Origin of the sequence: Aliikangiella maris (assembly GCF_040719265.1) — a bacterium.
GTDB lineage: Bacteria > Pseudomonadota > Gammaproteobacteria > Enterobacterales > Kangiellaceae > Aliikangiella > Aliikangiella maris.
Map to the genome: position 1 here is coordinate 1 of NZ_JBFDAH010000008.1, position 25,782 is coordinate 25,782.

21 protein-coding genes are annotated in these 25,782 nt (G+C 39.4%); 9 read left to right on the top strand and 12 right to left on the bottom strand.

The genetic code is table 11. The features are described 5' to 3' along the window. Positions 1-297: 297 nt before the first annotated feature. From ABVT42_RS09130 to ABVT42_RS09140, 3 genes are all read left to right on the top strand, one after another. A complete protein-coding gene (locus tag ABVT42_RS09130; protein ID WP_353895595.1) occupies positions 298-498 on the top strand; it encodes a hypothetical protein in 201 nt (66 codons plus the stop codon). Between the two features lie 185 nt (positions 499-683). Further along, the gene (locus ABVT42_RS09135; protein WP_353895594.1) at positions 684-1,325 is read left to right on the top strand and encodes a penicillin-insensitive murein endopeptidase; all 642 of its coding nucleotides are present in this window, start codon (positions 684-686) and stop codon (positions 1,323-1,325) included. A gap of 146 nt (positions 1,326-1,471) precedes the next feature. Then, positions 1,472-1,990: a hypothetical protein gene (locus ABVT42_RS09140; protein ID WP_353895593.1), complete on the top strand. Its 519-nt coding sequence runs from the start codon at positions 1,472-1,474 to the stop codon at positions 1,988-1,990. Here the strand turns inward: ABVT42_RS09140 and ABVT42_RS09145 are convergent. The 3 genes from ABVT42_RS09145 to ABVT42_RS09155 all read right to left on the bottom strand — a co-directional run bounded on the left by ABVT42_RS09145 (position 1,987) and on the right by ABVT42_RS09155 (position 6,246). After that, on the bottom strand, positions 1,987-3,693 hold the full coding sequence (locus ABVT42_RS09145) for a putative bifunctional diguanylate cyclase/phosphodiesterase (protein ID WP_353895592.1): 1,707 nt from the start codon (positions 3,691-3,693) through the stop codon (positions 1,987-1,989). The two genes, ABVT42_RS09140 and ABVT42_RS09145, sit on opposite strands and share 4 nt — an antisense overlap. Before the next feature lie 188 nt (positions 3,694-3,881). Continuing rightward, positions 3,882-5,387 carry a coniferyl aldehyde dehydrogenase gene (locus ABVT42_RS09150; protein WP_353895591.1) on the bottom strand — a complete coding sequence of 502 codons (1,506 nt, stop codon included), beginning with the start codon at positions 5,385-5,387 and terminating at the stop codon, positions 3,882-3,884. 34 nt (positions 5,388-5,421) lie between these two features. After that, entirely contained in the window at positions 5,422-6,246 is an 825-nt protein-coding gene (locus ABVT42_RS09155) for a 2-keto-4-pentenoate hydratase (protein WP_353895590.1), read from the bottom strand. A 68-nt stretch (positions 6,247-6,314) separates the two neighbouring features. On the opposite strand from ABVT42_RS09155, the gene uvrD reads away from it, so the two are divergent. Next, positions 6,315-8,468: a DNA helicase II gene (gene uvrD / locus ABVT42_RS09160; RefSeq protein ID WP_353895589.1), complete on the top strand. Its 2,154-nt coding sequence runs from the start codon at positions 6,315-6,317 to the stop codon at positions 8,466-8,468. 354 nt (positions 8,469-8,822) lie between these two features. On the opposite strand, the gene ABVT42_RS09165 is transcribed toward uvrD, so the two are convergent. After that, positions 8,823-9,536, bottom strand: coding sequence for a 2OG-Fe(II) oxygenase (locus ABVT42_RS09165; RefSeq protein WP_353895588.1), 714 nt, complete (start codon positions 9,534-9,536; stop codon positions 8,823-8,825). Between the two features lie 408 nt (positions 9,537-9,944). Between ABVT42_RS09165 and ABVT42_RS09170 the strand changes: the two genes are divergently transcribed. Both ABVT42_RS09170 and ABVT42_RS09175 read left to right on the top strand, forming a co-directional pair. Beyond that, the gene (locus tag ABVT42_RS09170) at positions 9,945-10,451 is read left to right on the top strand and encodes a TIGR03546 family protein (RefSeq protein WP_353895587.1); all 507 of its coding nucleotides are present in this window, start codon (positions 9,945-9,947) and stop codon (positions 10,449-10,451) included. A 69-nt stretch (positions 10,452-10,520) separates the two neighbouring features. Further along, on the top strand, positions 10,521-12,206 hold the full coding sequence (locus ABVT42_RS09175; protein ID WP_353895586.1) for a TIGR03545 family protein: 1,686 nt from the start codon (positions 10,521-10,523) through the stop codon (positions 12,204-12,206). A 48-nt stretch (positions 12,207-12,254) separates the two neighbouring features. Here the strand turns inward: ABVT42_RS09175 and ABVT42_RS09180 are convergent, their stop codons facing one another. From ABVT42_RS09180 to sbcB, 3 genes are all read right to left on the bottom strand, one after another. Then, on the bottom strand, positions 12,255-13,181 hold the full coding sequence (locus tag ABVT42_RS09180) for a GGDEF domain-containing protein (protein ID WP_353895585.1): 927 nt from the start codon (positions 13,179-13,181) through the stop codon (positions 12,255-12,257). A gap of 112 nt (positions 13,182-13,293) precedes the next feature. Then, positions 13,294-13,860, bottom strand: coding sequence for a 2-thiouracil desulfurase family protein (locus ABVT42_RS09185; RefSeq protein ID WP_353895584.1), 567 nt, complete (start codon positions 13,858-13,860; stop codon positions 13,294-13,296). Positions 13,861-13,873: 13 nt separating this feature from the next. Further along, positions 13,874-15,322, bottom strand: a complete 1,449-nt coding sequence (gene sbcB, locus ABVT42_RS09190; RefSeq protein ID WP_353895583.1) for an exodeoxyribonuclease I — start codon at positions 15,320-15,322, stop codon at positions 13,874-13,876. 439 nt (positions 15,323-15,761) lie between these two features. Between sbcB and ABVT42_RS09195 the strand changes: the two genes are divergently transcribed. Beyond that, positions 15,762-16,121 carry a VOC family protein gene (locus ABVT42_RS09195; protein WP_353895582.1) on the top strand — a complete coding sequence of 120 codons (360 nt, stop codon included), beginning with the start codon at positions 15,762-15,764 and terminating at the stop codon, positions 16,119-16,121. 146 nt (positions 16,122-16,267) lie between these two features. On the opposite strand, the gene ABVT42_RS09200 is transcribed toward ABVT42_RS09195, so the two are convergent. From ABVT42_RS09200 to ABVT42_RS09210, 3 genes are all read right to left on the bottom strand, one after another. Further along, positions 16,268-16,795, bottom strand: a complete 528-nt coding sequence (locus ABVT42_RS09200) for a GNAT family N-acetyltransferase (RefSeq protein ID WP_353895581.1) — start codon at positions 16,793-16,795, stop codon at positions 16,268-16,270. Positions 16,796-16,944: 149 nt separating this feature from the next. Beyond that, positions 16,945-17,343, bottom strand: coding sequence for a hypothetical protein (locus ABVT42_RS09205; RefSeq protein WP_353895580.1), 399 nt, complete (start codon positions 17,341-17,343; stop codon positions 16,945-16,947). A gap of 261 nt (positions 17,344-17,604) precedes the next feature. Continuing rightward, a complete protein-coding gene (locus ABVT42_RS09210; protein ID WP_353895579.1) occupies positions 17,605-20,778 on the bottom strand; it encodes an amidohydrolase family protein in 3,174 nt (1,057 codons plus the stop codon). A 246-nt stretch (positions 20,779-21,024) separates the two neighbouring features. Between ABVT42_RS09210 and ABVT42_RS09215 the strand changes: the two genes are divergently transcribed. Further along, positions 21,025-22,101 carry a sensor histidine kinase gene (locus tag ABVT42_RS09215; protein ID WP_353895578.1) on the top strand — a complete coding sequence of 359 codons (1,077 nt, stop codon included), beginning with the start codon at positions 21,025-21,027 and terminating at the stop codon, positions 22,099-22,101. Between the two features lie 35 nt (positions 22,102-22,136). After that, on the top strand, positions 22,137-22,862 hold the full coding sequence (locus ABVT42_RS09220; RefSeq protein ID WP_353895577.1) for a LytR/AlgR family response regulator transcription factor: 726 nt from the start codon (positions 22,137-22,139) through the stop codon (positions 22,860-22,862). Here the strand turns inward: ABVT42_RS09220 and ABVT42_RS09225 are convergent. Both ABVT42_RS09225 and ABVT42_RS09230 read right to left on the bottom strand, forming a co-directional pair. Beyond that, positions 22,837-24,144 (bottom strand): heme biosynthesis HemY N-terminal domain-containing protein, encoded by a 1,308-nt coding sequence (locus ABVT42_RS09225; protein WP_353895576.1) that lies wholly within the window; start codon positions 24,142-24,144, stop codon positions 22,837-22,839. The genes ABVT42_RS09220 and ABVT42_RS09225 overlap by 26 nt on opposite strands. Beyond that, positions 24,144-25,697 (bottom strand): uroporphyrinogen-III C-methyltransferase, encoded by a 1,554-nt coding sequence (locus tag ABVT42_RS09230; protein WP_353874606.1) that lies wholly within the window; start codon positions 25,695-25,697, stop codon positions 24,144-24,146. The genes ABVT42_RS09225 and ABVT42_RS09230 overlap by 1 nt, the downstream gene beginning before the upstream one ends. Positions 25,698-25,782 lie beyond the last annotated feature (85 nt).

Below are 25,782 nucleotides of genomic sequence, written 5' to 3' on the forward strand. Positions count from 1 at the left end.
ATCGCCTGACGAGATTTGTTGCGTTAAACTCAATGATAAAAGCGCTTCAACGTGCATTTCCTTGAGAGAAAATTGATGAGTTTTTCTTTTTTCAGGGACGACTACTTATTTCGTCGTGGTGCCTGTCTTTAGTCTATGCTCGTGGGTCGTAAACGTCTGCAGATAGACACACTTGACTATTGGTGCGGTAGAAAATTCCAAGGCATCAAGCATTTTATGATATGCCCGAAAAAGAATATTTAAAGGCATTGGATAGGCTAGCTTTTAACGCCGGTATAAAAATCAAAGATAAAAAATATGCAAATAATCGATAATGGAAATCTTATAATTTGTCTTCAGGCACTTGAGTACAATGAATTTCTTTCGCAGTCAGAAACAGTTGATAAGGATGACTACGAAGAAATTAATTACCGCTATGAGCTAACGCTTAACAAGCTAGCCAAGCAGTACATTGAAGAATCAAAAAAGGATGCCACTATTTCCTTGCGACTAGCTTAGTTTTTAATTGATTTTATAATGAGGATGTAAGATTAAAGATGCATAGTGAGTTAGAATATTACAGTCACTTTTTGGGCCGTTGATAAGCGTGTTCGCCGTCAGGTATCGATGATATGAATTTTTGAAGAAACTTAACGAAATATTAATACAATATGAAAATTAAATATCTGTTTATTATCATCTTAATGATACCTTTGAAGGCTATTTCTGAAGTTAGTATATGCTATGGAACAACTTCGAATGGCAGGCTTTCTCATGGTGTTGAGTTACCTTCAAAGGGAAAAAATTTTGTTACCTACAGTACTCTGGCTCAGCTCTCTGGACGAACTTATGTGCACTCAGAAGTAAAAAATATTATTGTCGCTGCATATAAAGACCTAGAGGTGGAACAGCCTGATAAAGTTTACAAATATGCTGAAACGGGTTTTGAAGAGGGCGGTGAGTTCAAACCCCATAAAACGCATCGAAATGGTCTGTCGGTAGATTTTACCACACCAGTGGTAGACAAAAATGGTAAGTCTGTCCACTTGCCAACTACTCCGTTAAACAAGTTCGGTTATAACATAGAGTTTGATGCAAGCAGCCGATACGATAGCCTGTCTATTGACTATGAGGCTATGGCGGCACATATTGTTGCCATACATAAGCAAGCTAAAAAGCACGGCCATGATTTATGGCGTGTTATTTTTGATCCTAAATTGCAACTAAACTTATTTAAAACAAAATATGGTGATTATTTAAAAGCCAATGTACAATTTTCTAAAAAGCCTTCATGGGTTCGTCACGATGATCATTATCATGTCGATTTTGATATCCCATGCAAGTAGTGTGGTGAGTGTAATATCTGACATATAGCTGTGTCGAGTTACACTCAAGGGATAGTCCTTGTTGACTGCTATTATCACAATATGCTGAAACCTAGTATAAAAAGAATAAACAAAAGTTAGATTTGTATTAAAAGGAAGAAACAATTTTGACACATAGAAATATTTTAGTGATCGTTTTAAGGTTAGCAGCCGTTTTTTTAGCGATTCGTGTTTTAGAGAATTTTCCACAGCAATTTATTGGATTTCTTAATTTGGGAGACGAATATAGAACACCATCTTACTTGATATTGGCGGTGATAATGCCTAATGCCATTTCGTTGCTACTTGCCGCTCTACTTTGGTTATTCCCAGATAAACTGATAGCTACAATTATTCCTGATGCGACAAAGAATAAAAGTGATCCAGAATATTTTGAGAATTTAAATTCGGCACTAATCTCTGCCGTGGGCGTGTATATTATTGCTTTTGGTCTAGCCGATTTAATTTATTTCTTTGCGTTAAAGAAAGAAATGATTAGTCAATTTGGTGAAGGGATCGTATTGCAACCAACCGATCATGCAGCTTTTGTAGCAACTTTGGCTGAAGTTGTGATTGGCGTTTTGCTAATTATTGGAAATAAAGGTGTTACTCAAGTGATTTATAAAATCCGATATAAAAATGTCTAATTTAACTCATTGTTTATAACACGTAATAATTTATCGGAATGTGATAAAAAATTTTCAAAATCACCAATAGGCATGGGTTTCGCAAAATAATAGCCTTGAATGTAATCACAGCCAATGGTTTTAAGATGCTTTAACTGGCTTGCTACTTCAACCCCTTCTGCTACCACTTTAATGCCCAGTTTATGAGACAGATCGATCATGGCTTCAACAATTGCTGAGTTACGCTGATCGTTGACCAGTTGATCAATAAAGGCTTTATCAATTTTTAAAATATCGGCAGGAAAGTTTTTTAAATAACTTAAAGATGAATAACCCTTCCCAAAGTCATCCAGGGCAATGGAAACACCTATATCTTTTAATTCTTTTAGCATTTCACTATTGTGTTCAACATGCTCAATCATAATATCTTCGGTTAACTCAACTTCTAAAAAATTCGCTTCAAGTGAGCTTGCCTGTAATGCCAGATAAATATTTTCTTTGAGATTACCGGTTTTAAAATGAGAGCCCGAAATATTAACCGAAAAGCGCAGCCTACCATATTGATCGGTTAATTTTTTGGCTAATGAACAAACGCTATTTAATACCCAGGCTTCAACGCCAACTAATAATCCAAGCTCATCGAGGAGCGGAATAAATATTTCTGGTGAAATAAAACCATATTTCGGATGATTCCAACGCAGGAGCGCCTCTGCGCCAGCAATGCTATTGGTTTTAGAAAAAATTTGTGGTTGAAGGTGGATTTCAAATTCGCGATTGATTAACGCTCGGCGTAAGTTTCGTTCGAGTTCAAGTTTTAGTCGGGCCTGTTTATTCAGTTCCTGAGTGAAAAAATGATATTGATTACGCCCAGTTTCTTTTGCTTTGTGGAGCGCCATTTCAGCACTTTTCATCAATGATTCGGGCTCAATGCCACACTCAGGAAAACTTGCAATGCCTATGCTTGTGGTAATAAATAGCTCATGTTCTCTAATTTTGATAGCCGGTTGCAGGGCATCTTGTATTTTCTCAGCAACCAGTGCTACATTTCGACAAGTTCCCCCATTTTCCAGCAGTATTGCAAACTCATCGTTACCAAACCGGGCGACAATGTCAGTTTCACGAACACAGGCTTTTAATTTTTGAGACACCAGTTTCAGTAGCATATCGCCAATTTCATGGCCTAGTGAGTCATTAATAAATTTGAATTTATCTAAATCAATAAAAAGTACCGCAAATTGGCTGGCTGAACGTTTTGCCAGGTTGATGGCATGTTCTAAATATTGATACAACAAATAACGATTGGCCATACCTGTAAGGCGATCATGGGTAGCTATGTGAGCCATTTTGGCTTCGGTGGCTTTGCGCTGAATCGCATGTCTGATGGCATGATTTAAAAAAACAGGGGTGATTTCTGAAATTGAAATACAATCATCTGCGCCTTGGGCAATGGCTTGCTGCTCAAACTCAACATCGTAGTTGGTAGTTAGCAGAACAACGGGTTGTGACAGTTCTAGCTTTAACACTTGATGTAATTGCTGGTGAGCCGTTTGCCAGTCGATGGGAGTGGCTAAAATCAGGATATCGAAATCGGTACGGGTGAGCGATTTAAGAAAAAGCGCATTTTGCCACTCGATCTGATAATCGACAGAAGCGATCTGTTGAAAAGTGTGCTTAATTGCCTGTTGCACGGGTTGATCGTTTTCAATTATTAGCACTCTTATCATTGCAAGAGCCGTTTCCTACTACGATTTGAGCCTCTACTATTTTTGCCAAATTTTATAAAAATTCGATTTTACAAAACATTGCGAGGATATTTTTGAGTTTCCTAAGTATAGGCGTAATTGTTAGAAAGAAAATTAATATATTTTCCTATATCATTGATTTCAGACACTTTTGCTAATTTTTTAAACAGTTATTTTAAATACCAGCGATAGAGAAATCGGTGAATAAAGTTACGATAAGGTGGGAACATTAGCTTGGCGGTATTAAACCATCCGCGCCGATAGATGGATTTGCCATGTGAAAAAGTTAAAAATCCTTGATGTCCATGATAGCTCCCCATCCCAGAGTTTCCAATGCCTCCAAAGGGCAAGTCATTTTGCGCAACTTGCCAGCCAGCATCATTTATTGAGACTCCTCCTGAGTGTGTGGCATACATAATTTGTTGTGCAAACGCATTCTTTTTACTCAAAATATACATAGCTAAAGGGCGAGGAGAGGCCTGAATAGAATCGATAATCTGGTGCAAGTTTTTGTATATAATTATTGGTAATATAGGGCCAAAAATCTCTTCTTTCATAACCGACATATTGGTTTGTATGTGGGTGAGCAGCGTTAATGGCATAATTCGTTGCTGAATTGTGGTCTTTGGTGTATCGACTGTGGTGAGATTTCGAGCTGTGGTCGACTTGGGCTCTGTTGGTGCCAAGGGTATTGCTGTGGCACCTTTGTCTTTTGCGTCCTTTAGCAAGTGTTTTAATCGCCCAAAATGTTCATCGCTGACTATGCCTGTGTAGTCTCCATTATAGATATCGGGATATAGCTGAGTGAACTGCCGCTTAAACTCGCTAATCAGTTCATCGAGTTTATTTTCTGGGCAGTAAACATAATCGGGCGCTACACAATGTTGTCCGCTGTTGACACATTTACCAAAAATAATCCGCTCTACCGCTGAATTAATAGGCATATCTGGGGCAATAATGACCGGTGATTTACCGCCTAACTCCAAGGTAACTGGCGTCAGGTTACGGGCAGCTGTTTGCATTATTTTTCTACCGACTTTAGGAGAACCGGTAAACATTAGATGATCAAAAGGTAATTCACTGAAAGCCTGGGAAACCTCTGGGCCACCCTCAATCATGGTGACTTCATCTTTAAGAAAGGCTTCACTGATTATTTCTTGGAGTACACGATTACAGTAAGGGGATTTTTCAGATGGTTTCAAGATAACGCGATTACCGGCAGCAATTGCTGCAACCAGGGGAGAGATCAGCAAATATACCGGAAAGTTCCAAGGCGATATTATTCCAACTACGCCAAGAGGCTGGTACATAATACGCGCCAAGGCCGGTTGAAACAGCCAGTTGACGCCACATTTTTGGGGACGCATCCATTGGCGCAAATGTTTGAGATTGTATTTAATATCCAGCACACTGAGCAGAATATCGGTTAACAAAGTTTCGTCGGTCGAGCGATGACCAAAATCTGCTTCTATCGCTTTGACTAATTTATCCTTGTGTTTGATTAAAGCCCGATGGAGGGCCTTAATTTGTTGCTTACGCAGTTTTTCAGATGGGTAGGGTTGGGCATTAAACGCTTTTCGCTGATTAACCAAGGTTTCTCTGGCGAGATGAATTTGTTGTTTACTATGGTTATCCAGCGCGTCAAATTTGACAGCGTTCAATGGCGGCAATTTCATTGGACAATTATCTATCCTAAAAAGTTATAAGTGATTAATTAATCGAAAAACTGAGTTGACCCAATTGGCCAAAATTGGCCTGATAAATGCCTTTTTGGGCAGGAATCATCTTACCTAAAGCCCCGGTAATTAATAAATTACCCTCCGATAAAGTAAAGCCACTGGCTAAAAGATGATTGATTAACCAGGTTAATGCATGCCATTGGCTGCTTAACGCATCGGTTGCCTTTCCATTGTTGATGACTTTGTCTGCTAGCAATAGCCGAGTTTCAATGGCATCAATTGCGTTAATCTTGCTTAATTTTATTGGGTTGCCCAACAAAAACTGATGTGAGGCTAAATTTGAAGCAATTAAATCAACGCCATTTAGTTGACTTGGTTTTGCATATCCCAAGTTAGGTAATTCAATCACCGCAACCACTGAATCTATCATTTGCTTGAGTGTCTCGACATCCGTTATCGGTTGCGTAATATTTTTGGACAAAATAAAACCAATCTCAGTTTCAATCATTAGCTTTTTAACTGAATCCAATTGAATTTTCTGGGCATCGCTCACAAATCCACTCGAAAACAGAACGCCGCTGAGTGCTTGTGACACATTGAATTTTTTCTGTCCTGCGGTGGAAGTCAAGCCTGCTTTATAACCGGCAATTGGATCATTGGTTTTGCGCAAAGTGACATAATCGCGCTGCACCATATAGGCTTGCTGTTCTGTTATTTGAGGAAAATGTTGCGAATAATGAGGTAACGGCTGTCGATTTAAATTGGCTGTTAGTAGTTGTTGCGCGAAGTTTTCTGTTGCAGTAACTGGCGAAACCAGAAAAAGTAGGTAGAATAGCAGTATTACTTGTTTGAGCACTAGTTGTCTGGACACTTGTTTTTAAATCAGGTTGAAAGTACAAGCTCCTCAATATACCGAAACGCATTATGGATGTCACATCAATTCTAGACGGTTTAAATAAAGCACAACGTGACGCAGTTACTGCACAAAATCGCGCGCTGCTGGTACTTGCGGGCGCGGGTTCTGGCAAGACTCGGGTACTGGTTCATCGTATTGCCTGGATTATTGCAATGCAGAACCTGTCGCCACATTCAATTATTGCAGTGACCTTTACCAACAAAGCAGCCCATGAAATGAAATCGCGGGTGGAATCATTGCTAGGGCGTTCGGCCTCTAGCATGTGGATAGGCACATTTCATGGTTTGGCTCATCGTTTGTTACGTGCTCATGCGATGGATGCCGAATTGCCCGATACTTTTCAAATTTTGGATTCTGATGACCAGCTCCGTGTTATTAAGCGGGTGATGAAAGAAATGAATCTTGATGAAAACGAATGGCCTGCCAAACAAGCACAGTGGTTCATTAATAAACAAAAGGATGATGGTCGCAGACCTGCCGATATTCAACATTATGGCGATTTGTTTACCAGTGTACATTGCAATGTCTATCAGCAATATCAGGATGCATGCAAAATTGGTGGGTTGGTTGATTTTGCCGAATTATTACTGCGCGCCTATGAGCTGCTCAGAGATAACCAACACTTACGAGAGCATTATCAACAACGTTTTCAGCATTTACTGGTGGATGAATTTCAAGATACCAACAGCATTCAGTACGCTTGGCTCAAGCTGATTTCTGCAAGTGATTGTGCAATCAGTATTGTTGGCGATGATGATCAGTCAATTTATGGCTGGCGTGGTGCGCAAATTGAAAATATACGCCGTTTCGCCCAAGAATATGACGATGTAAAGACGATTCGTCTGGAGCAAAATTATCGGTCCACTGGTGCCATACTCAAAGCGGCTAATGCGGTGATTGCTAACAACCAGGATCGCATGGGGAAAAACTTGTGGACTGAAGGTGGCGATGGTGAACCTATTTCTGTTTATGCCGCATTTAATGAGCAAGAAGAGGCACGCTTTATTGCCGCCAGAATTAAAGATTGGTACGAACAAGGTAATAGTTATAGAGATTGTGCCATTTTATATCGTTCAAATGCGCAATCGCGTGTGCTCGAAGAATTTTTGCTGCAAAAGCAAATTCCTTATCGCATTTATGGGGGGTTTAAATTCTTCGAGCGCGCTGAGGTTAAAGATACGATGGCGTATTTACGCTTGATGTATAACTCACAAGATGATGCTGCGTTTGAGAGAGCTGTTAATACCCCTCCTAGAGGATTGGGGCAAAAATCTATAGAAAAAATCCGCGAATTAGCGCGTGAAAAAAGTGTTTCGCTGTGGGAGTCTGCCTGGCATGCAATTGAGATAAAAGCGTTATCACCAAAAGCCAGCAAGTCCTTACAAGGCTTTTTGGATCTCATTAAAAACGGTTATGAAGATTTTCATGATTTGCCGCTTTCAGAGCAAATTCAACTGACCATTGAATCGAGTAATCTGATGGAAATGTATGCTAAAGAGAAAGGTGAAAAAGCATTGGCCAGAAAAGAAAACCTCGCCGAGCTTGCTGGTGCTGCCAGAGAATTTGATGGCGATGACTATCCTGACTTGTCACCGATGACTGCTTTCCTTGCTCATGCATCCCTTGAGGCGGGTGAGACTCAGGCCGATCAATATGAGGATTGTGTGCAATTAATGACCTTACATTCGGCTAAAGGTTTAGAATTTCCGATGGTATTTATTGCGGGAATGGAGGAAAAGCTATTTCCACACATGATGTCGATGGACGAGCCAGAAAAGCTGGAAGAAGAGCGCCGATTGGCTTACGTTGGTATTACCCGCGCTATGAAAAAACTGTTTTTACTCTATGCCGAAAAACGCCGACTTTGGGGCAAAGATACCTATCCTGCGATATCACGTTTTATCCGTGAGATTCCTGCTGAACTGAAAGAGGAAGTTCGCTTAAATTCACAAATCTCGCAACCTATGTTTAACGCCTTCGAACATAAAGACACAACCACAGATATTAACGGATTCAAACTTGGCCAGATTGTTGAACATCCTAAATATGGCAGCGGCGTGCTATTAAATTTTGAAGGTGAAGGTGATCAACTACGGGTTCAGGTTAACTTTGAAACTGTTGGTACAAAGTGGTTGATGATGGCTTATGCGCGATTAACCTGAGTTATTCGGTTGGCCAAAATCATCTGCAGGCAGTATTTAAAGGCATTACCGGAGCAAGGTAAAACTGGTTTTCTGACAGATAAAAAAAACAGCCTCAAAAAAATTTGAGGCTGAGGATAAGGAGCTGGCTTGGGGATTCCAGATCCTGTCCCGCATCTTTAGGAGGGGTTGCGGGAGATGCCTGTCGCATCTGTATACTAAGACGAAATATCCTGAGAATAGTTGCAAAAAATTATGCGGCTAAATGTAAAATTTTGTTAATGTTATTAATAGATTTTTATAAATAACTTTTTAATTTAAAGCTTATTTTTCAAATTAAAATATAACATTCATCCTCGAACTATTTTGCGATAATTATTTATTTGGGGGTAATGCATAAAGTTGCTGAGCAGAGTTATACATCATCCACGAAGCCAGAACATATTTATCATTAGATGTTGGAACACAACCGCGATGTGTGTGGGTAAAAGTGCACGGCGCTAACACCAGACTACCTTGTGTTGGTTTTATTTTTGCCTGCTGGTAAAAAAATTCAGTTTCGCCACCTTCTTCAACATCATTCAAATAAACCAGCCATAATAAAACACGATGTAGCGTTTTTTGCGCTGGATCTTTGGGGTGTGGAAAGTGTTCTGCGTGCCAATGATGGTAGCCGCCCTGTCCTTTAATGTATTTTTGCAAATTTATATTGTCGAGTTGATAAATCGTCATAATCAAATTGGCAATTTGCTCATTTGGCAAGGTTGCTAAATCATCATATAAAATTGTACGTGATTGCTGAGTCTTGGGATCAAGAATACTGGGTGATATCGAGCCGGTTAAAATAAAAGGATATTGTTTGGCATATTCAATAATGGCATTTAATAAGGTTTGATTGATTATTCGACAATCTTCTTGCCAATCTTGATGCTCGGAAATAAATAAATCGATACTGTCTTTTTTGCTTTTATCGACACCACCGCCGGTGGTGCCTGCACTTTTATGTGGGCTCTTTTCAAATTTGTTGATGAGTTTTTGGCAATACTCAGCTGAAAAAGCATTTTTAAATTCAACAATAAAACTGTGCATATCGATTGGTTTTTTATAAGTTAGACAGGCAATTAGATTATACCAGAGGGCTTAAAATGCCAACCGTCATATTACCTGAACGGGCTCAAGATAAACTTGGCTGAATGTTGGTAGGCAAATACCATGAAATGGGTATGGCTGTTATTTATGGCAATTGTTTGTTATAAATAAGTGTCAGTAACATTTGATTAATCGGTTTATAAATTAATTATATTCGTTAAAATATCACTGTTTGTCTATTTAGTACCAAGTTGATAATAATTTTACTATGTAAGGCACTGGTCAATTTTTTATTTTTCGTATAAAAGAATTAAACCAATAATATTAGGTCTATTAACTACTTGGCTAACTAGCTGAGCTTGTGAGCGAAATCAAAATAGTGGTTGAATTTTAAAGGATTCATTTGTCATGCTAACCATACTCGTTAAATTATTTAAAGCGTTGAATTCTGAGCAGTCCCCTGGTCAATTAGCGGGCGCGGTTTCATTAGCCGCCATAATCGGGGTTACGCCTTTACTCTCACTACATAATGTGCTGGTGATTCTTTTGGTATTGTGGTTTAGAGTGAATCTCACTATGTTTATTGTTGCCTGGCCTCTATTTACTGTTCTCGGATTAATACTTAGCCAACCTGCTGAATCGATAGGTTTAACGATATTACAGGCCCAGTCTTTAGTGCCAATGTGGGAAAGCTTTTATAATACGGTTGTTGGTCGTTGGAGTAATTTTTATCACGCCGGCGTAATTGGCTCATTGGTTATTGCTCTGGGGTTGGCAATTGTTCTTTTCCCCATCAGTAATCGGGCAGTATCGCTGTATCGGGATAAATGGTTAGAAAAAGTAGAGCAATATCGAATTGTGAAGTTATTAAAAGCATCTAAGTTTTGGCAAGTTTATCAAAGTCTGTCGAATTAGCTGTTTCCTGAATTTATCGGTTTATCGAATTGTCAAACCAATGCAAAAAGTTTGAGATAGGAAAATAAAATGAAATTAATACGTTGGTGGGGAATTGCTGTTTTTTTCGTACTCATATTGCTGATTGTTGCTGCATGGTATTTATTGGCGCCATTTTTGATTAAGGGCTCAATCGAAGAGATGGGGAGTGAAGCATTAGGGGCAAAAGTTGAACTGGAAAGTGTTGACTTGTCATTATTTCCTTTAGGTGTCAGTTTAAATCATCTGGTGGCGGCCGATCCGAACGCACCAATGAGTAACCTTTTTGACGCTCAAAAAATTACTTTTGCGGTTGATAGCTCCATGTTGCTTTGGAAGAAAGTCATTATTGATGAGCTGACTATTGATGGTGTTAAAAGTGGCACACAGCGACAAACAAGTGGTGAGTTGCCGGGGGGGCGTAAATCGGCTCAAGCAGTTAATCAAATGGTAGAGCTGGCAATTCCAGATATTGGCCAAGTTGATGTTAAATCAATGGTAGAAAAAGCCGATTTGATCACTATAAAGCGTATTAATCAATTGAAGAGTTCTCAAGGTCAAATGCAACAACAGTGGCAAACTGCACTGGATAAAAAAGCTTTTGAAAAGCGGGTAAATGATATTAAAGCTGAGTATGACAGGCTTGCTGAACGGGCTAAGAAAAATAAGCTCAATCTGCTTAAAGATCGCGATGACTGGAAAAAGCTGAAAAAACAGATTGATGAAGAGCGACAGCAAATTGCCAGTTTGTCCGATCAATTAAAAGCCGATAAAAAACAATTAGCAGAACAATTAAAGCTGGTCAAAAATGGTCCGGGCGATGATTTGGATGCCATTATGCAAAAGCTTGGCCTGGGTAATGGATTAGATGGATTGGTTGATAAATATTTAGGTCCTCAATATACCCCGTGGGTAAAGCGTATAATTCAAATGGTAAAAGAGGTTAAGCCGGTTGAAGATAAAACAACGCAAGCTGAAGAGGAAGCTTATGTTCAGGTTGGTAAAAAGGTTTACTTTAAAGATGAGCAGATATTCCCGGAAATTTTGGTTAAGAAAGTGCTGATCAGTGGGAGCGATCAACAGTGGCAGCTGAATGGAAATGGTATGAACCTCGGGTATTTGCCTTGGTTAACCGGAAACCCAGCCAAATTAAATCTAAAGTTTAACGGAGCAAAGGATGCCAAAATTGATTTGCAAAGTGATTGGAAAAATCCTCAAACAATGCAATCAACGGTAGATATCAGTGTTAATCGTTGGCCGGTTGAATCAATGTCGATTATGCAAACCGAAAAAGGTCCGTGGATGCTTACTTCAGGAGATTTTAAAATGTCATTGAAAGGTGAATTGACATTACAAACAATCGATCTGAATGCCAGCTTTAGCATTGCCTCTCCCAAGTTACAGCATCCAGAATCATTACCAGATTGGCAACTTGCACTGGCACAAAGTATTAGCGGGCAATCTCAACTGGATTTTAATCTTTCGGCAACTGGCGCTCTGGAAAGCCCGAAAATTCGTTTGAAGTCTAATATGGAAAAACTCTTTCAAAATGTTATGGGTGCTCAATTAAAACAAAAAGCTGAAAAATTAAAGGACAAAGCAAAAACTATTATCAGTGAAAAAGTTGGCGATATTTCTGGGCTGGAAAACTTCAATAGCAACTTTGAAAAGTGGCAAGCAGAAATTAATAATAAAGATGAATTACTCAAAGATATATTAGGAAAAATTAAGATTTAAAATGAATAGAATAAAATAAGAAATACTCAGTAAATGTTCAGATATTTTTTATTCTGAAAATTCTATCCGATTTCGGCCTTGTTGTTTCGCACTATACAGATTGATATCGGCACGACTCATTAATGTTTCTAATTTATCTTCTTTATGTAACGTTGTACCGCCAAAGCTGGCGGTACACTGAATCACCTCATCTTCATATTGAAAATAGGCTTCTTCAATTAAAATTCGAATTCGCTCAATGGTTGCTAAAATATTTTGTTGACTACCATCGGTAAATACAATTGCAAATTCTTCTCCCCCAATTCGAGCAACAAAATCATAATCACGAAGTTGTAATAGCACTAGGCTGCACATAGATTGTAAAACAGAGTCGCCAGCTAAATGTCCATATTTATCATTAATGACTTTGAAATGATCAATATCAAATAAAAAGAAAATTAGGGGAGAGTCATTACGCAGTGACTTGTTCATTTCTTTATTCATGCGCTCAATAAATGCACGACGATTAGGGATGCCGGTTAATTCATCGTGATAGGCTTTTTCAAAAAGCTTGTCTTTAGTTTTGCGCAATTCATTTTCAAGTTCTTTATTTTGAGTGATTTCTGTAATATGTGCATATAAAAACTTGCCGCCAATGACTTGTTCACTCATTCGCAACCAGCGACCATCGAGTAAATCAATTTCAAATGATCGATATTGCTTTTGCCAGCGCTTATTTTGTGCCATCAAAATCCATTGCTCTACATTTTTGCAATTTATCTTGATTCCCTGATTTTGGGTATGGGCGAGGCGAATTGATTGAGCGAAAGTTTTGGTTTGAACATCTATTGGAGAGCAATCAAACAGCAATTGAGCGTAGTTATGATTGCAATATATCATCATATCGTTTTCATCATATATTGCATATCCATCATTACTTTGCGCGACAAAAAGCGATAATAATTGAGGAATATTAAACAGGTAGTTGCTCTTCACGCATAATGTAAATTGTTATTGTCCAAGCTTTAAGTATTACAGAATTTTCGCTGCTGGCAAGCACTTTTCAAAAATAAACCATTTTGTTGTTTGTAATCATTAAAATTATTAATTAATGCGTTATTTGATGATATTTAATTACAGAATCTATAAATTGCCTTGCTAAGTCCTCATGTGCGAGTGAGTCTTCTTCAATTATCGGTAAATCTGGGAACAAGTATTTAACTTGATTGGCAAATATGCCTTCGCCAGAGGGTATCAGTGATCCATTATCATCCGTTTTTACTCGGGATAGCCCGCAACTAGGTGATTTGCTCTTAAAAATATATCCGCTGACTTGAGATAGCCATTTTTTCTGCTGATTGCAGGCATCGATCAATTGTTGAGTATAATCGATCTGGTAAGTTGCTTTATCGAGACAGATAATTTGTGTACCTCGCTTAACTAATTGAATCTTTGGGCGCGGCACGCCTAAACCAATATCAACTTCGGGACAAAAAGGAATTAATTTAAAATCCAGGTCACTGAGTTGTTTAACTGATGGGTTAAATTGATGTTCGCCATCATACCGGACTTTATATCCCAGTAGACAACTACTGACACCTATTTTAATCTTTAGACGGGTGGCTTGGCTGGTTAAACTTGAGGATGAATTATTAAGGTTTTTAGTGGTTGTCATGGCTATCTATCCATTATTTATTGTTCTTTGATTGAACTTCAGTAACCAGTTGATTTACATAGTCATTCACGGCAGTCAGAATTGTCTGATCAGTTTGTGGAGTTTGCATTAGGGCTTCAAATTGCTGACAATATTCTGCATATAACAGTGTCGAGCCCGAATTGGCATCAAAAAAGTTTGCTCGCCTAAAACTATCCCATCTTTGTCTTTCTTCTGCTGATAAAGTATCAATAGCATTACGGGCGCGGTAGCGAAACAGCATTTCGGGCAGGCGGTTATCTTCGAACTGAAAAGGCTGCTCTACCAGAGCAGGCCAGTCCATTTGCCTGATTTGCTGCATTTTACTTTTATCCATTGGTTTGAAAAAGCCGCCAGAATACAGAGCAAAGTCAGGATTGGTAATGTCTTCAAAGCTGTTCTTTTGATACAACGTGATAAGTTTTCCCTGAATTAAGGCAATTTGTCGTTTAATCTTCTCTGCTTTAGCCAGACATTCATCGAGATTAATGCCTAAGCGTTTTTGAGTTTTTATGTTTAATACACTAAGCGGTGCAACAGCTGGACATTTGTTGTAGTGAATCTCTTTAATGGGGATACGCGAGGTTGACTCAGGCAGATTGGCTTCGCGAGTAAAAATTAAATATTCCAGTTGCTCAACATCTAATTGGCTAAAATCTTCAAAAGGTTTGGTAAGGTCCAGACAAATAACGCTGTTTTTATTGATTGGGTGGGCAACCAATGGGAGCATAACGGCACAATATTGGTGAGTTGGACCGAGCATCCCAGAACAGTGAACAAAAGGTGTTAATTTAATGAGATCAATTTCACTCATAACTTTTCTTTTGTCTCGTAATTCAAAGAGGTAGTCAAATAATCGCGGTTGTTTTTGTTTAACCAACTTTGCCATTGCTATGGTGGCATAAACGTCTGCTAATGCATCGTGAGCATTGTGGTGTTGAATATGATTGGCCTCACTGAGTATTTCTAATTTGAAACTGGGCGCTCCCATTTCGTTTATTGGCCACTCAATTCCCTCGGGACGTAGCGCTTGAGTCATTCTCAATAAATCAATAATGTCCCAGCGAGAGTTTCCATCTTGCCATTCACGCGCGTAGGCATCATAAAAATTTCGATAAAGCCCAAACCTGACTACTTCATCGTCGAATCGAATACTGTTGTAACCCACAGCACAGGTATTGGCGGTGGATAGTTCTAGGTGAATGAGCCGAAAAAAATCTCGTTCACAAATACCTTTTTCCTTCGCTTGTTGTGGTGTGATTTTAGTAATCAGGCAGGCTTGGGGGTGAGGAATAAAGTCATTGGCTGGTTTGCAATAAATATTTAATGGTTCCTCGATAATTTCAAAATCGAGATTTGTTCTGATTCCTGCAAATTGGGCAGGTCGATCTTTGGCTGGGTTAGCACCAAATGTTTCAAAGTCAAACCAATAAAATGTGTGCATTTATCTGTTTTTGTAAGCGATATTCTAATACGGATGTTGAATGAAAATTCAATCAAAATCAACTAGAGCGTGTTAGTTGATATTTAACGAAGCAGGTTAATTATAAAAAGTCTCTCTCATTATTTTTGACGATTATTACTTTGGAATATAAATATTAGGCTATTGAGTTAAAAATAATGTTTATTTGGTATAAGAGACTATAGTCATACATTTTAAACTGAACAAAAAAAATGATAATTTTGTGTCATAATTATTTATTTGATAGCTTGTTTGGTATTAAGTGACCTCTATTTATTAGCTTGCGTTTAGCGTTGCTTTTGTCATTCTTACAGTTAATTTGGCGTCGTGAAAACTGTTAGTACTAATAGAAAAATATCATTGATATGTTATAGTCGCTTTTACTGAATAGTTTATCATTAATAATAAGGTTAAATATAAAATGTCTGGCCCAGCTAAAAATGGAGTACTGATTTATTCAACCCATATAGATGAATTGTCTAAATTCTATGAGCAACTCTTCGATATGAAGGTTATTAGAAAAACCAGTGAAATGATTAGTTTAAATAAAGACGGTTTTAATCTTATTATACATACGCCCCCATTTGAAATGCTCGAAATCAGTTTTAGTCCGATCAAATTATTCTTAACGGTTGCTGATATGAAAGTTACAAGAGAAAAAGCCGTAGAGCTTGGCGGTAAAATATTTGAAGGTGAATGGAGCAATCCTATTTTTAAAGTTTCTAATATTGCTGATTGTGATGGTAATCATATACAGATTCGTGAGTTTTTTGCTTCATGAACTGTGGTATGAAATATTGGGTTAAATAAAATTTTCAGCTGTAACAGTGTATTACCTAGTAATATAAGTAACGATTTTTAAATCAATCGCTATTTATTATTGAGCGACGTTCTTTAGGTTTTCTTCTTGGACTGCCTTAATAAAAATTAAAGCGTTTTATACATTGGAACAAACTGTATTGTTAAGTGTGTGTTAAGAGCGTATTCATTCGATTCTCCTGCAATAAATCCATGCTTTTCATACAGTTTTTTTCCAGGTAACGTTGCCATGAGTTCAAGTTTTGTAAAACCCATTTGGCGTGCAGCGTTTTCGCAATGCGACATAAGTTGTGACCCCAGCCCTTGTCGCGAAAATTGCGGGCTGACAAAAAATGCTCTGATTTTGGCGGCTGATTTTTTGGGGTCAAGAATGCCACTATCTCGACTTTGCTCACTGTCATTACCAAATAATGTTTGTCGATAACTCCAGCCACCACAGGCAACAATTTGCTGTTGATTTTCGATAACAAAATAGCTCTTATCTTTAATCAATTGTGTGTCTAGTCCCCAGGCAGATTTCAATGCGCTTTCAACTTGTTGAAGCGAATAGTCTTGTGTTGCAAGACCTCGAGCTGACTTCTCAATTAATAAAGTGATTGGAGCGGTATCATCCAAAGTGGCAGATCGAATAATCATAGTAAAGTACTCAATTTAATGAACGAAATGACTATAATTCAAAGAAATGACTATAATTCAAAATAATTTAATTGAAAATAAATTTGTTTAAAATGGCAGCAATGTGAAATTATGAAATATTTCAAATTAGCGCTATTACCAGGTAATCACTACCCTGGGCAAATTGTCACTTTCTGTTCCAGTATTTGCCAATTGTGCGCTATCTGTTCGTAAATAACATAAATTGTACCGCAATCATAAACAAACTGTTTACTGGTTCGTGGGGGAGGAATACATAACCCTAATTGTTTATCATCGTTATGAAACCAAAAAGTTTGCTGTGAATCTTGTACGGCAAATTTTTGTTTATCAATTAATTCTTGCGTATTGACTGCTGGGGATTGCGTTACTTGCCATTGATTATTAACAAAAGCAGGGCAGTTAGCACTGGTGTAGGGGGCAGGTTGAGTGTGTTTTAATTGACAGTTAGAGAGCAGCAGACAAGCGCTGCAAACCAAAATCAGGCGAGTTAAAAATGGGTGGTCTAAATGTGAGCAATTACGATACAAACCAATTAATCCTGACAGATTAGAATATTGAATTAATCTGTAGAATACATTGAATTAATGGATGAAACCAGACTTAAGCAAACTAGGAAATCTTGAATTTTTTAAAAGTATGCTGTGCTTTTAAATTTGGGTTTGCACCGGTTAAAAAAGCAATGACCAAGTGAATCCTCTACTAGTCATTGCATAAGTGGCGGTAAACTTTTATTAGATTACCGCCGAATATTTAGCTGATTGTCTGCAAGAGTAAACTAGGTAATTAGCTTATTCTTCGAAATATAATTTTTTGCGTGATTTAGGATGATTGCCAATTTCATTCATTGTTTGACTATCATATAAGCGTCCATTAAGCATAACCATATTGACCTTGTCGGTTTGATAAATATCGGTTAGCGGGTCACTATCGAGAATGACTAAATCGGCTAGTTTATCTACTTCGAGAGAACCAATTTGTTGCTCCATGCCCAGATAGCGCGCGCTGTCTAACGTCGCGGCTCTAATAACTTCCAGTGGTGTCATTCCACCTTGAGCGAACATCCACATTTCCCAATGAGCGCCCAAGCCTTCTCGTTGTCCATGTGCGCCCAGTTGAACATTCACACCTAAATCTTGTAGTTCAGCAGCAACTCGCGCTGTATTAAAGTGGTTGTAGTCTGCTTCGGGTGCCAAACGACGGCGAATCGAGCGCGGATAAAGCACAGACTTAGGCACATACTTTGACAAAATAGGGTGTTTCCAGACTTCTTGATGTTGATACCAGTAATGTTCACCCCAAATTCCGCCGTAAGCGACCACAAGTGTTGGAGTATAGGCGGTTTGACTCTGTGACCAGAGTTGTTTGATATCTGCATATACATTGGCCGGCGGGATGGCATGTTCTATGCCGGTATGTCCATCAACTATCATGGTTAAATTATGTTGTAGTGTAGAGCCTCCTTCTGGCATAACCAACATTTCATTTTGTCTGGCGGCTTCGAGAATTTGCTGACGCTGATCACGGCGTGGTTGATTATAGCTTTTCACCGAAAATGCACCTTGTGATTTCAGTCGTTTCAGGTGTTTGGTCGCATCATTCAAATTGTCGACTTCAGCAGTAATATAGTGTTTGGCACCATAAAGAATCGTACCGGTTGAAAATATTCTTGGGGCAACCAGCTTTCCTGCTCTGGCCATTTCTGCGGCAGAAAAAATTTCTGCTGTATTATTGGATGGGTCGTGAATGGTGGTTACACCAAACGCAAGTGTTGCCAGATTATACCAGTTTTGCTGCGGCGTTAATTGACTGCGTCCCTGGCGCCCATGCCAATGTGCATCGACAATGCCCGGCATAATGGTTTTGCCACGCACATCAATTCGCTTGGTATTGTCAGGAACTGATAATGTGCCGGTTTTGCCTACCGCTTTAATACGATTACCACTGATCAGTATATCGCCTTGTGAAATGACTTCATCGCCATGCATGGTAATAATTTGTGCGCCTGTTAGCAGGGTATTACCGCGAGGTATATCACTACTGACATTAAAGCCAAGTTGAGTCACTTTGGGTGAGATTTCATCTTTTAATGACTGCCATTTTAGTGGTGATGGTAATTGCAGACTATGCAATGATGCGCCAAGTGACCAGTGAACCTGGCTACCCTCGTTGCTCCAGGAAATATATTGGCCGCCATCACCGCTGATTGGGAGGACTGGTAAGTTGGTTGCTTTGGGTGAAAGATCAATCGCTTTTGCTGCAAAGGTAAAAGGAGCAATATAAAGCTGGTATCTTTCACGAAAAGCCAGATAGTCTTGCTTGGGAGACAGGCTGAATTCAGTGGCAAATTGCGTACTGACATGGCTGATTGGGTCTTGGCCATTGAGATCAATACTGACCAGTTCAGATTTGTCATTGACTGTTCGCGACACATAAATTCGCTGGCCATCTTTTGCAAAAAATGGTGAAGAGCCATAATCTGTCACGCGATAGGTTTTTTCACGCTTCATATCAAGCAGGTATATGCCAGGATCTTGATTGTATTCGGGTTTTAAAAGACTGCCCCCGTTGATTTTTTCATAGACGATACTTTTACCATCTGATGAGAACTGTGGTGAAATATATTTGCCAGGCTGCTGAGTTAGTTTGTCACCGCTGCCGCCGCGAGCTCTGACTTTTTTAATGTGCCCCTGATTTTGGTCGTTCCAGGTGCTATATACAATCCATTTACCGTCAGCAGAAAATGCAGGATAGAACTCAAACTCATCTTTGGCTTTGGTTAAGCGTTTGGGTTTGCCATTGGGGAGGCTTTTGCTATATAGCTGACCGAGAGCCTGAAAAATAACCTGATCGCCATCGGGACTAACCTGAACCCAGCGTAGCATTTGGGTGTCGAATTTTTCGGGGGCGGGATCGACTTTGCGGGTGACTGCTTTGCGCATTGATTTGGTGGTTTTAACCGAAAACGGGATTTCTTTGGCAACTTGAGTGGTGGTATTTAACTGCTGAATTTTGCCTCCCGCCCAAAAAATCAAGTTTTGACTGTCTGGTGTCCAGGCTAATGTAGGGTAAACGCCGTGAATTGCCCAGGTTTCTTGCATATCGCGGTCTAGTTTTTGATAAATTGGAAACTCTTGACCAGTTGATAAATCTTTTAAAAATATACTAGACTGATTGCGAATGCGGCGAACAAAGGCCAGGTATTTACCATTGGGTGAGGGCGTTGGACGAACACTACCACCAAATCCCGAAACTTCTTTAGCAATTTTGCCTGATTGGCGATCTACCGAAAATATCTCATAAATAATATCGTTGGAATCTTTGCTGTACTCAAATACTTTGCCAGGGGTTGAGTCGCGTGAAAAATAAACTTTGTCGCCCTTTGGCGAAAAAACCGGTTCACCCAAATCTTTTTGATCATTCGGACGACTGTTTAACTGTAAACCTTTACCGCCAGACAAGTGATATAACCAGATTTCGCCAGCACCGAGTGAGCGTCTTGAAGTAAAGTGTTTGCGTGCTGCAATATATTGACCATCTGGACTCCAGGTTGGGCTATTGAGCAGTCGAAATGATTCTTTGGTAATTTGTTTTAAGTTGGTGCCATCACTATCCATAACCCAAATATTGTCGCCACCACCCGCATCGGAAGTAAAGGCGATGTGTTTACCATCGGGGCTAAATTGTGGTTGCATTTCCCAAGCGATTGAATGCGTTAACGCGACTGCCTGCCCCCCTTTAATAGGGAGTCGATATAAATCACCCAATAAGTCGAAAACCAGCGTTTTGCCGTCTGGACTAATGGTAACATTCATCCAAGTACCTTCTGTCACATCGATGGTTGCTTCATAAGCTACGCCAGGAGGATTATTGACATCCCATTGTGGTTTCTTATCCTGAGATTCTTGCGCGATGCTCAGTTGACTGCTGAGCAGTGCACAAGTCAAAAGCATTAGCTTTTTCATTGATGGCCCCTTTGGTTTTATTAGAAAATTGTTATGACTTTAATTCATTTTAGTGGAGATATCTAATCAATTGGCCTATCAAATTGTATGTAAAGTTTACGGCTGACTCCCGTTGAGTCATGGAAATGTGCAACAGGTCTGGTTTAACAGGTTTAAAATGTCACCTTAATGATGATTATGCTATGGTTAGCGTTACCCTGGGCTTGTTATTTGTGCCCAATTATTTTACGCCGAACGATTATCTGAATGTCTCCACGAGAAAAACAAAGTAAAGCACTGCCGGAAAATGAATTCTTTTTACCCGATTTTTGTCAGATACAATCGTTGTTTCTGGTATTACTCATAGGTGAATTGCTAGCCGTTATTTTTACTTTATTAAACTTTGAACCGAAGATGTCCTTATGGCGGTTGTTGGGGTTGTATTCTCTCTCAATTCAAATTATTAGTTTAATTTCTGTGGGGTTTTTGTGTTTATTGCGTGCAGTTCTGGCGCGCTTTTCAGACTGGATTTCAGGCGGCATCAGTTTATTGATAATTTTAGTGACAACTTTTGTTTTTAGCCTGCTCGTCATTCGCGGCTATTGGAATGAAGCGATTGAAGTGACACAAATCTATCAGGCTCATTTTATTATTCGCAATCTGTTTATTGCGGGTTTAATTGGTGCTGTTGCGCTCCGATACTTTTACTTGTTGCAGCGCTATCGACAACATTTGGTGATTGAGTCTTCGGCAAAGCTGGCAGCCCTGCAAGCCCGTATTCGTCCACACTTTTTATTTAACAGTATGAATATTATTGCTAGTTTAACGCGAATTGATCCTGCTAAAGCGGAGGCTGCGATTGAAGATTTAAGCGACTTATTTCGGGCTACTCTAGAAACCAGAGATGAGTTGATACCTTTTGCAGAAGAAATGAAAAACGCTGAACGTTATTTGGCCATTGAGCAGTTACGTTTGGGTGAGCGATTAAAAGTGGTTAAAAATATCCAGACTGATACGGCCGATATTCTATTGCCTCCGCTGGTTGTTCAACCCTTATTAGAAAATGCTGTTTATCATGGTATTCAAATGTTGCCTGAAGGTGGAACAGTCACAATCAATGCAACCTGTCAAAATATGGGACAGACAAATGCTCTCTTGAATATTGAAATTATTAATCCGAAAGCTGTGCAACAGAATCAACAAGGACATGGAATAGCACTAAAAAATATTCAACAACGTCTGGAAGTGATTTATGCAAAGCGGGCACAATTAAAGCATGAAGTTTCAGCACATGATTATCGGGTTGTGATGCAAATTCCGGTTAATCGGCGAGCGATAAGCTAAAGTTAAACACAAGTGTGTTACATAAGAGGAATAACATGAAAGTTTTAGTTGTTGATGATGAACCTCTGGCTCAACAGCGTTTACAACAATTGCTCAAGCAAATTGATTTGGTGACAGATGTTGAACTGGCCAACAATGGTGAACAGGCCATACAACAATGTGAAAAGAACTCACCCGATGTGGTGTTGCTCGATATTAGAATGCCGGGCATTGACGGATTAGAAACCGCACAACATCTAAGTCAGTTAGATAAAGTGCCCGCCATAATTTTTACTACGGCATATGATGAATACGCACTCGAAGCGTTCAAAGTTCATGCGGTTGATTATTTACTAAAACCGGTTCGTGCCGAAAAACTGGAATCTTCATTATTACGCGCAAACCAGTTAAACCAAGTGCAAATGATGGCAATCAAGGCACAGCCACAACAGCGAAAAAATATAACAGCAAAAATTAGTGGCAATATTAAATTAATACCTATTAACGATATTTATTTTTTTCGTGCAGACCAAAAGTATGTCACGGTTAAATACACCCAAGGCGAAACAATTATTGAAGATACACTGAAAGATTTGCAACATGAATTTGAAGATAAGTTTGCTCGTGTACATCGAAACGCTTTGGTTGCCAGAAAATATATTACCGGCATTCAAAAAAATGCCGACGGCCACACCTATGTCACTATACAAGGATGTGATGAGCTGGTTGAAATCAGTCGCCGACACTTGTCGGCGATCAAGAAACTGGTGATGAGCCTGTAACTGAAATTGAGTCAGGTTGTTTAAAGCGAGGCAATAAACCCGCATTGATTAAATCATCACTGCCTTTTTCAAGTGTTAACTGGTTGGTTGCTTCGCGCGGTAAAATGCTCAGTTCTAATCCTTGTTGATAGTATTGCTGTGCATTGACTTGATCATTGAGCTTGGTCAGCGTTTTTGCCATGAACAAGTAGACCTCAGGCGTGGGCTGGGCAACAATTGCTCTGTCTAAAAACTGACGGGCCTTGCCCCAAAGATTAGCGCGATAAGCCAGTTTTGCCATTGCCAGATAGATAACTTCCGGTGGATTATGGTTTGCCTGATACCAGCTTTCTAAAAAGTTAAGTTGTCTGGCAGGCTCAATGGTATTGAGTTGACCATAAAGGTGAATTGTATTGTTGTCACCGTATTTTTTGATAATTGGCTTCAACAGTGCTTCTGCTTCTTCCATTTGTTGAAAGTCGATTAATAAGCGCGCATAGTTAATTTGGTTGGTTTTATTTTTTCGTAAATAAGCAGGCAGGTTTTGCCAGATATCACGAATTTCTTCTAGTTGACCTGCTTGGCTTTTGGCAAATAATAAACCGTTAATGGCTTGTTCTTCAATAGCGGCAAGTTGTTCGTTATCCAAGATTTGCTGTTTCTTTAACTGTGGTAATAACTTAACCAACTGCTCCCATTCCTGTAATTTACGAAATAGCTGGCATAGCAATTTTAAGACATAGGGATGGTTAGGGTTTTTGCTTTTTAACTGAGTTAAACTGGCGAGCGCTTGCTCGTATTGGTTGTGTTGAATTTGTAGCTGTGCCTGAGTTAAACCAATGGCTATTTTGGCATTGGGCTCAACCTGTGAAGCCTGCTTTAAATAATAATCACGGCGGGTTTCAGCATTTTGATGTTGCGCTGCCTGCGCAGCAATCAAATAGTTAATGAGTTTGGTATTGGCTGTTTTAGCAGCATTGACCATAGCTTCTTCGGCATCTTTCCAGCGACCTTCGCTAAAGGCCAACATGCCTTGTACCGTTAATTTTCTTGCCCGTTTAATATGTCGATTACCGCGCCAATCTTTAAATCTGCGCGTATTTTTAAGTAATTTATAGGCGAAATAAATAATAAGAGCCAGCACCAGAATAAATAAAAAATTAATTGCAACAGCGACCCATAATCGCATTTCATAAGTCGTGGTTTGATAAGCAACAATCACAAAACCTGGCAGATTTTTTATCCATGACCCTGCGACTCCGCCAATTAATACGGTTGCTAACAAGAGTAATATTCGTCTCATTACTGTTGCTCCTGTGTTAGCGTTTGCTCAGCTGTCTGCGCTGAATTTTCAGGGGCTGTTTTTGGCTGTGTCGTCTGTTTTTCATCAGCATTTTGAATATTGGTATCTGGCAAGGTTGTAGAGGTATTTGCTTTGATCGATGTATTAACACCATTTTGTTCAAGCCACTGATAGAGTCTCGATTGATTAATATTTTGGATGGTCTGGCGCGAACTTAAGGCTCGCGGCAAGTCGATGTTAATGGGCGTTTGTTGTAACTGACTTAAGGTGTCTAGGAGTTGTGAAATACTCAAGTTTTCAGAGGGTGCTGTTGGACTATCGACAAAATAAGTTTTAATCCATTGTTGGGCGTTTTGCAAGTGTTGCTCATAGAGCTTTTGTTCACCGCGTAGCATATAAATTTGCGCTTGTTGCAGTGCTAGCTGAATATTGGCATTCAAATTGGCACGCTGTTTAGGGGTCATTAGAGGAATGACAGGTTGTCCGTGCTCTTTGATTTCAATAAAGTCATGTTTGATTTTATCGTAGAGTTTTTGCCATGAAAAATCACTTTCAACCGTTGGTTGTGAAGGACTCAACTTATCCTTAATAGGTGCATACTCTAAAGCAGTAATGGCAAGTTCTGGGATTTTATCGCTAATGGCATCTAGTTGTGCTGCAATACCAGTAAAATCGGGAGCAATGATTAATTGTAAATTGGCGATATCATCAGCTAGTTGTTGTCTGAGTTCAAGTAAGCGGTTATCACCAATTTGCTTTATTTTATCATCTGCGGTCTTTAATAGGGCAATAGCCGTACTTTTGTCTTTTTCTAGCGTAATTTTGTGCTCTGCTAATTTAATGAAGTATTCGGCTTCGGCTAATAACCAATCTTGTTGGCGACGGCCAGATAGTTCTCGGATTTTCTCTTGCGTTGCTGTTAATGATTCGGTCAATTGGGTAATTAATTGCGCTTGTTGCTGAATCAGGCGTTGATTGCTGGTTGCTTGTCTAGCGCTTTTTTGAGCCGTCAATCGGCTCTGCTGCGTGCTTTGAAGTTGCAGGTCTAGTTGCTGTTTTACATGACTTTGCATGTCATCCCATTGTTGTTGTACAAAGTATTGTTGATAGGCTGACCAAGCAATACCGAGTAAAGCCAGGAGTGACAATATGATGGCTGCAACCGGTAATAATTTGACTCGTCTGGTGGATTGGCGACTAGTGGTCATTTTGGGTACGGGTTTGGCAGAAAATAGCGAATTTTTGCTTTGGGTTGTGGTCGTCTGTGAATTTGATGGCGTTGTTGATTTGGTGGCCGATTCAGCTCTTTCTTGTGAACTTTCTCGAGAACTTGCCTGAATACTGGCTTTACTATCGGAAGATGTATTTGGCTTTGCGGTTACATTCGATTGATTGGATTGAGTTGGCTTAACCGTTGTTGTAGTCGCTGGGCTATCACTTGATTCCGGCAAAGTAATACTGCTGACGTTTTTTCTCGATTTGTCGGACGACTTGGAGTTACCATTTTTGCTGTCTGGCTTTTTGTCGTTTCGGTTATTTTTATCGTCGTTCATTTAACCTGTTTCCTCAATACTCATTGCATTAATTGCGCCCCCTTTGTTAGCTGTTTGCTGCTGGGGTTTCTATCGCCAAGTTGTT

What these genes read in the sequence shown, in the direction of transcription:
- sbcB (WP_353895583.1), bottom strand. Translation starts at nt 15,322, where the DNA reads ATGCACACATTTTATTGGTTTGACTTTGAAACATTTGGTGCTAACCCA.
- ABVT42_RS09220 (WP_353895577.1), top strand. Translation starts at nt 22,137, where the DNA reads ATGAAAGTTTTAGTTGTTGATGATGAACCTCTGGCTCAACAGCGTTTA.
- ABVT42_RS09170 (WP_353895587.1), top strand. Translation starts at nt 9,945, where the DNA reads ATGCTAACCATACTCGTTAAATTATTTAAAGCGTTGAATTCTGAGCAG.
- ABVT42_RS09200 (WP_353895581.1), bottom strand. Translation starts at nt 16,795, where the DNA reads ATGATTATTCGATCTGCCACTTTGGATGATACCGCTCCAATCACTTTA.
- ABVT42_RS09225 (WP_353895576.1), bottom strand. Translation starts at nt 24,144, where the DNA reads ATGAGACGAATATTACTCTTGTTAGCAACCGTATTAATTGGCGGAGTC.
- uvrD (WP_353895589.1), top strand. Translation starts at nt 6,315, where the DNA reads ATGGATGTCACATCAATTCTAGACGGTTTAAATAAAGCACAACGTGAC.
- ABVT42_RS09215 (WP_353895578.1), top strand. Translation starts at nt 21,025, where the DNA reads ATGTCTCCACGAGAAAAACAAAGTAAAGCACTGCCGGAAAATGAATTC.
- ABVT42_RS09165 (WP_353895588.1), bottom strand. Translation starts at nt 9,536, where the DNA reads ATGCACAGTTTTATTGTTGAATTTAAAAATGCTTTTTCAGCTGAGTAT.
- ABVT42_RS09145 (WP_353895592.1), bottom strand. Translation starts at nt 3,693, where the DNA reads ATGATAAGAGTGCTAATAATTGAAAACGATCAACCCGTGCAACAGGCA.
- ABVT42_RS09210 (WP_353895579.1), bottom strand. Translation starts at nt 20,778, where the DNA reads ATGAAAAAGCTAATGCTTTTGACTTGTGCACTGCTCAGCAGTCAACTG.
- ABVT42_RS09135 (WP_353895594.1), top strand. Translation starts at nt 684, where the DNA reads ATGATACCTTTGAAGGCTATTTCTGAAGTTAGTATATGCTATGGAACA.
- ABVT42_RS09195 (WP_353895582.1), top strand. Translation starts at nt 15,762, where the DNA reads ATGTCTGGCCCAGCTAAAAATGGAGTACTGATTTATTCAACCCATATA.
- ABVT42_RS09175 (WP_353895586.1), top strand. Translation starts at nt 10,521, where the DNA reads ATGAAATTAATACGTTGGTGGGGAATTGCTGTTTTTTTCGTACTCATA.
- ABVT42_RS09185 (WP_353895584.1), bottom strand. Translation starts at nt 13,860, where the DNA reads ATGACAACCACTAAAAACCTTAATAATTCATCCTCAAGTTTAACCAGC.
- ABVT42_RS09150 (WP_353895591.1), bottom strand. Translation starts at nt 5,387, where the DNA reads ATGAAATTGCCGCCATTGAACGCTGTCAAATTTGACGCGCTGGATAAC.
- ABVT42_RS09230 (WP_353874606.1), bottom strand. Translation starts at nt 25,697, where the DNA reads ATGAACGACGATAAAAATAACCGAAACGACAAAAAGCCAGACAGCAAA.
- ABVT42_RS09130 (WP_353895595.1), top strand. Translation starts at nt 298, where the DNA reads ATGCAAATAATCGATAATGGAAATCTTATAATTTGTCTTCAGGCACTT.